The sequence below is a fragment of the Nonomuraea sp. NPDC001684 genome (assembly GCF_053596515.1).
The window spans coordinates 1-6,285 of sequence record NZ_JBSFGJ010000505.1 but is presented as its reverse complement, the minus strand read 5'-3'; the positions used below and the strand labels follow the sequence as shown (position 1 = coordinate 6,285).

General features: G+C 75.9%; 6 protein-coding genes and 1 pseudogene. 4 read left to right on the top strand and 3 right to left on the bottom strand.

Annotated features, from left to right (window positions below; translation table 11 throughout):
• Together ACWCSD_RS45355 and ACWCSD_RS45350 are read left to right on the top strand one after the other, a co-directional pair.
• Positions 1–166, top strand: a 166-nt coding sequence (locus ACWCSD_RS45355; RefSeq protein ID WP_449924742.1) for a metal-sensing transcriptional repressor, incomplete at its 5' end; no start/stop codon positions are given.
• Positions 167–337: 171 nt separating this feature from the next.
• Positions 338–1,729 (top strand): MBL fold metallo-hydrolase, encoded by a 1,392-nt coding sequence (locus ACWCSD_RS45350; protein ID WP_449924739.1) that lies wholly within the window; start codon positions 338–340, stop codon positions 1,727–1,729.
• A gap of 103 nt (positions 1,730–1,832) precedes the next feature.
• Here ACWCSD_RS45350 and ACWCSD_RS45345 read toward each other — a convergent pair whose 3' ends face one another.
• Together ACWCSD_RS45345 and ACWCSD_RS45340 are read right to left on the bottom strand one after the other, a co-directional pair.
• A complete protein-coding gene (locus ACWCSD_RS45345; protein WP_397163024.1) occupies positions 1,833–2,468 on the bottom strand; it encodes a transcriptional regulator in 636 nt (211 codons plus the stop codon).
• Positions 2,465–2,854: a DNA-binding protein gene (locus ACWCSD_RS45340; RefSeq protein ID WP_397163025.1), complete on the bottom strand. Its 390-nt coding sequence runs from the start codon at positions 2,852–2,854 to the stop codon at positions 2,465–2,467. Before ACWCSD_RS45340 ends, ACWCSD_RS45345 begins: the two co-directional genes overlap by 4 nt.
• Positions 2,855–2,912: 58 nt before the next feature.
• Here ACWCSD_RS45340 and ACWCSD_RS45335 point away from each other — a divergent pair, with 58 nt between their 5' ends.
• Positions 2,913–4,214: a PEP/pyruvate-binding domain-containing protein gene (locus ACWCSD_RS45335; protein ID WP_449924734.1), complete on the top strand. Its 1,302-nt coding sequence runs from the start codon at positions 2,913–2,915 to the stop codon at positions 4,212–4,214.
• 52 nt (positions 4,215–4,266) lie between these two features.
• Positions 4,267–4,869, top strand: coding sequence for a histidine phosphatase family protein (locus tag ACWCSD_RS45330; protein WP_397163029.1), 603 nt, complete (start codon positions 4,267–4,269; stop codon positions 4,867–4,869).
• Between the two features lie 45 nt (positions 4,870–4,914).
• Here the strand turns inward: ACWCSD_RS45330 and ACWCSD_RS45325 are convergent.
• Positions 4,915–6,285, bottom strand: a pseudogene (locus ACWCSD_RS45325) (DUF5722 domain-containing protein); the annotation flags it as partial.

Below are 6,285 nucleotides of genomic sequence, written 5' to 3'. Positions count from 1 at the left end.
CGAGCGGGTGCTGACCCAGCTCGCGGCGGTGTCCAAGGCCCTGGACCGGGCCGGATTCAAAATCATCTCCACCGGCCTGCAGCAGTGCCAGGCGGCGCGCGAGCGCGGCGAGGAGCCGGCCATCACGCCGGAGCGGCTGGAGAAGCTGTTCCTGGCCCTGTCCTGATGCGGCACTGATCTCCCCACGGGCATCCGAAGGCGACGAACGAACTAGCACGCCCTCGCATGCCCGTCTTTTTACCTGCTCTATACCCCCCAGGGTATTAATGGGTAGGACGGTCCCTGACCCGGAAACCGGCCGGACCGCGACTGCGACGACACGAAGGCGGCGAAGAAGATGAGCACGATCCACATCGAGGTGGTGGAGACCTCTTCCCTGGGCGACCGCAGCTACCTCGCCCACGACGGCCAGGTCGCCCTGGTCGTCGACCCGCAGCGGGACATCGACCGGATCCTCGCCCTGGCCGGACGTCTCGGCGTGCGCATCACCCACGTGGCCGAGACCCACCTGCACAACGACTACGTCTCGGGCGGCCTGGCCCTGGCCCGGGTGACCGGCGCCGCCTACCTGGTCGCCGCCGACGAGACCGTGCGGTTCGACCGCCGGCCGGTCTCCGACGGCGACGAGGTCACGCTGTCCGGCGCCATGAGCGTCCAGGCGGTGGCCACGCCGGGCCACACCTTCCACCACCTGTCGTACATCCTGACCGGCCCGGACGGCCCCGAAGGCGTCTTCACCGGCGGCTCCCTGCTCTTCGGCACCACCGGCCGCACCGACCTGCTCGGCGCCGAGCACGCCCACGACCTGGCCCACCGCCAGCACACCTCGGCGCACCGCCTGGCCGACCTGCTGCCCGACGGCGCCCACGTGTGGCCCACCCACGGCTTCGGCAGCTTCTGCTCGGCGACGCAGGCCGACGCCCCGGCCTCCACGATCGGCCGCGAGCGGCAGGCCAACTCGGCGCTGCGCCTGGAGGCCGACGACTTCGTCGCCCAGACCCTCGCCGGGCTCGACGCCTACCCCGCCTACTACGCCCACATGGGCCCGCGCAACTCCGAGGGCGGCGGCCCGATCGACCTCACCCCCGTACGGACCGCCGACCCCGAGGAGCTCGGGAAGCGGATCGCGGCCGGGGAATGGGTGGTGGACCTGCGCTCCCGCAAGGCGTTCGCCAGCCGCCACCTGACCGGCACCCTCAGCTTCGGCCTGGACGGCCCGATGTCCACCTGGCTCGCCTGGATGGCCCCGTGGGGCGCGCCGATCACCCTGCTGGGCGAGGACGCCGCGCAGGTCGCCGCCGCCCAGCGCGAACTGGCCCGCATCGGCGTCGACCGCCCGGCCGCCGCCGCGACCGGCGACCCCGGCCGGTGGGCCGGCGGCCACGACGACCGGCTGGGCGAGCTGGCGGTGGCCACGTTCGCCGACCTGGCCGCCGTCCGCGCCGGGCGCGCGCCCGCCCACCTGCCCGCCCCGGACGTCGTGCTGGACGTGCGCATGACCAACGAATGGCGGGCCGGCCACGTCGCGGGCGCCACCCACATCCCGCTGCCCGACCTGCCGCACCGCCTGGCCGACGTCCCGGCCGGCACGGTGTGGACGCACTGCGGCTCCGGCTACCGGGCGGCCGCCGCCACCAGCCTGCTCGCCCGCGCCGGACGCCGCGTGGTGCACATCGACGACGCCTACGCGGCGGCCGCCGAGGCGGGCCTGACCATCACCGACGACTGACCCGGCGAGCTCGCCGGCGCGCACGTCCCGGGCTCCCGCAACGTGCCGGTCGACCTGCCGCGCGCGCACCACACCACCCCGGCGCCCGGACGCGCGCCTACGGTCAGGAGCCGGCGTGGCGGTCGAGGCCGAGGGTGGAGATCAGGTCCTCGTGCAGCTCGAACCAGACGCGGTGACAGGAGTCGACGTCGGTGCGGTCGACCCAGGCGCCCTCCCCGTTGCGGGCGCGGGCCAGGGCCGCGGCGAAACGCGTGTCGTACCCGCCGAACCGGGCCAGGACGCCGGTCAGCCGGTCGGCGAGCGGCTGGAGGGCGCGGCCGACGACGGTGAGCTCGTGCAGGATCCGGGCGTCCCAGGCGGGGTCGGAGTGGTCGTTGGCGGCGAGCCGGTCGCGGCCGTCCGGGCGCAGCTGCCAGTCGGTGCACGCCTTGAGCAGCAGGGCGTTCAGCGGGAGGAACTCACGGTGGACGTCGCGGACCTCCTCGGCGCCGCCGGCCTGGTCGAGCTCGGCGGCCAGGCGCCGCTCGTCCTCGGCCCGGCCCGTCTCGGTGAGCGACCAGCCGCCGGTGCCGGCGAACTCGGAGCGGCTCACCCAGCCGCGCGCCTCGGCGTCGAGCAGCTCCTCCTCCGTCTCGGCCACGCCCAGCTCGTACCGGCGGGCGAGCACCGGGGTGTCGGCGAAGCCGGTGACGCGTACGGCGTGCAGCGCCAGCAGGCCGGGCGCGGACTGCCAGGTCATGAGCCGGCCTCCTGACGGATGGTCAGGCGGGTGTAGTGCTGCTGGCACGCCTGCGGCGAGTTGAACCCCATCGCCTCCGCCATCTGCGCCCAGGTCAGCCCGGCGCTGCGGGCGGTGAACAGCAGGGCGGACTCGATCGCCTCGACCTCGGCGCGCGCGGCGGGCAGCAGGGCTAGCGCCCCCAGGATGTCCGCCGGCTCCAGGCCGGCGTTGCGCCAGACGGCGAACCGCGTCAGGTCGACCGCCGACGGCGGGACGGGCGGGGGTTGCCACGGGCGCGGGTCGAGCAGGTCGGCGCCCAGGGCCATGAGCCGCCGGCGGGCCTCCGTCTCGCGCTGGGCGTGGAGCTGGTCCGCGTTCGGGACGGGGTCGTGGTTGCGTTGCATGCGGGCCATGATTCACAATCGGCGGGACATCGTCAACATTTTGTTGAAGGGCGGGCGGATGATCGTACCCCTTGTGGCGGCCGAGGCCGCCACCTGCGGGGGCAAGGGCGGCGCGCTCGGCGCGCTGCTGCGGGCCGGGCTGCCGGTCCCGGACGGCTTCGTGGTGCCGTTCGCCGCCTACCTCGCCGCGGTCCGCGGTCTGGACCTCGGGCGGCACACCGCCGGACCGGACGACCTGGCCGCGGCGCGGCGGGCGATCGAGGCGCTCACGCTCGACGCCGGGCTGGCCGCGGCGCTGGCTCGGGGGCTCGGCGCGCTCGGCGACCCGCCCGTCGCCGTGCGGTCGTCGGCGGCCGACGAGGACACCGGCCTGAGCTCGGCCGCCGGCCGGTACGAGAGCTTCCTCGCCGTGCGCGGCGCGGGCGGGGTGGCCGAGGCGGTGCGCGCCTGCTGGGCGTCGCTGTTCTCGCCGCGCGCCGCCGCCGGCCGCGGGGCCGACGACGGCGACGGCGGCGGCGGGTCCGGCGACGGCGGCGGGTCCGGCGACGGCGGCGGGTCCGGCGACGGCGGCGGGTCCGGCGACGGCCCGGCGATGGCCGTGGTCGTCCAGCGGCACCTGGACGCCGAGGCGTCCGGGGTCATGTTCACCCCCGGCGGGCCGGACGAGCCCACCGGGATCGAGGCGTCGTGGGGGCTCGGGCCCAGCGTCGTGGGCGGCACGGTCACCCCCGACTCCTACCGGGTCGCCGCGGACGGATCGGTCGTGCGCGCCGTGGCCGACAAACGCACCCGCCTCGACCGGGAGGGCGCGCGGCTCGTCGTGCGGAACGTGCCCGACGACGTCCGGGAGCGGGCGGCGATCGACGACGCGACCGCCGTGCGGCTGGCCGGGCTGGGCGCGCGGATCGCGGCCCTGCGCGGCGGGCCGCAGGACGTCGAGTGGGCCGTCGCGGGCGGCCGCGTCTGGATCCTGCAGGCCCGCCCGATCACCGCCGCTCCCCCGCCCGCCGGCCCGCCCGCCCCGGCGGCGGACGTGCCTGCCGGGGCGCTCGTCGGGACGCCGGGCAGCCGCGGAGCCGTGACCGGCACCGCGCGGATCGTGCGCGGGCCGCGCGACTTCGCCCGCGTGCTCCCGGGCGACGTGCTCGTCTGCCCCTTCACCGACCCGGCGTGGACGCCGCTGCTGCGCATCGTCGCCGGGGTCGTCACCGAGACCGGCGGCGTGCTGTCCCACGCCGCGATCGTGGCCCGCGAGCACGCCATCCCCGCCGTCCTCGGCGTCCCGGACGTGACCAGCAGGCTCCGGGACGGCGCGCTCGTCACCGTCGACGGCACCGCCGGTACCGTCACCGCCACCTGACCCTGGGAAAGGAGAGGGGAGCGGCCTGCGACACGCCGCTCCCCGACCACCTATGTCGCTACGACGCCTCTACCTGGCCCGCCACGGCGCGGCCGACGCGTTCGGGCAGCTCACCGACGCCGGGCGGCAGCAGGCGGCCCTGCTCGGCGAACGGCTGGCCAGGATGCCGGTCGGCGCGGTGTGGCACTCGCCGCTGCCGCGTGCCGCCGAGAGCGCGCGCGAGCTCGCCCGGCGTCTGCCCGGCGTGCCGGTGGCCGCGGCCGACGAGCTCGTCGACCATGTGCCGTACGTGCCCGCTCCCGCCGAGACGCCCGCGTCCTGGGCCGGCTACTTCGACGGCTTCGACCAGGCGGAGGCGGAGGCGGGCCGCGCGCTCGCCGACGCCCTGGTCGCCCGGTTCGCGAAGGTCCCCGACGAACCCGCGTCCGACGTGCACGAGGTGCTGGTGACGCACGCCGGTCAGATCGCCTGGCTGGTGCGGCACGCGCTGGACGCGCCGCCGCCGCGGTGGCTCGGCCTGAACAGCGCCAACACCGGCCTGACGATCATCGAGTACCGCACCGGCCTGCCGCCCACGATGGTCATGTTCAACGACCTGAGCCACCTCCCGTCCGGCCTGCGCTGGACCGGGTTCCCGCAGGACATGTGGCCGTGAGCGGCGGGCCGGGGGCGTCGGGAGGTGGCGTCAGGGGATGCCGCGTCAGGAGATGCTGCGTCCTTCCACCGCGTCGAGCACCAGGGGGCTCGGGCCGGGGTCGCCGCGCACGCCGAAGCCGTAGCGGTAACCGGCCCTGACCTCGGGGTCCGACAACGCCGGCAGGTGTTCCAGCGTGGCCGCGGTCACCAGTTCCCAGCCGGAGCCGGTGTCGGCGTACATGGCGGCCCGCTCGCCCACCAGCGACAGCGCGAAGCGGCCGCCGTCGGGGACGGTGACGCCCTGCTTGACGCCGAAGACCGCGATCCCGCCCGGCACCTGCGGGCCGCGCACCTCGAACCCGGCGAACCTGTGGCTGTTGACGTAGAACGCCGCCACGTCCGTGCTGCCGTCCTTGACCAGGCCCGTGTAGACGGTGTCCATGTCGGTGGAGTCGCCCTGGAACCTCCTGATCGTGATCGCCGTGGCGAACGCCGGGTTGCGCGGCGAGACGCCTGACGACATCAGCCCGAACCAGGACGCCGACGGGTGCCCGGCCGACAGCGCGCCGCCCGCGTACGTCACCTGCGGCAGCTCCTTGTCCTCCGGCTGGACCCGGTGGGCCTGGTAGTCGCCGGCCCGGTCGAAGCCGTCGGCCAGCTCCTGGTTGGCGAAGGCGTCGGGGGCGGGCGGCACGTACGCGGCCTGCGGCGGCAGCCGGAACGTCACCCGGTCCGTGTGCCCGAGGTAGGACGCGCACACGACCGGATACTCCTGGTTCGCGGGCGCGTACGCGGTCAGCGTGGTCTCCGTCGTGCGGCTCGCGCCCGTGCGCAGGCCGGTCACCGGCAGCGCGGGCGGATCGACGGCCACGCCGTCGCAGGCGGACAGCGTGACCCGGCCGGCCATCGGCAGCACGTCCCGGTTGGTGACGGTGAAGGTGACCTTGGAGCCGAGCCGGCCGCGCTCGGCGGTGGACGCGCTCACCTCGACGTTGCGCCGGGCGAGGCCGGGCAGCGCCGCCGCGGCCAGGCTCAGCCGGTCGAGGTCGTACGAGCCCGCCCAGTCAGAGCCGGCCGAGCCGCGTACCCACACCTTGACCCGGGAGATCGCGGCGCGCGGGGCCCAGCGGGACAGGTCCAGCGTGAGCCGGTTCCAGCCGAGCTCGGGGTCGACCGTGCCGACGCCCTCCGCGACCGCGCCGCCGCGCCCGTAGACGCGGACCTTGGCGGTGAAGACGTTGCCCGGCTTGAAGCCGTCGTCGGCCTCGGGCGGCACCCGGACCGACACCGACAGCGACGGCGTGCGCGAGGCGTCGAGCGGCTTGCCGAACAGCACGTCGGCGCCCTTGTACGACTTGGCGTACCGCGACCAGCCGGGCAGGTCGCGGTCGAAGCGCACACGCAGCGCGTGCCCGCCGTCCACGGCCACCGGCTC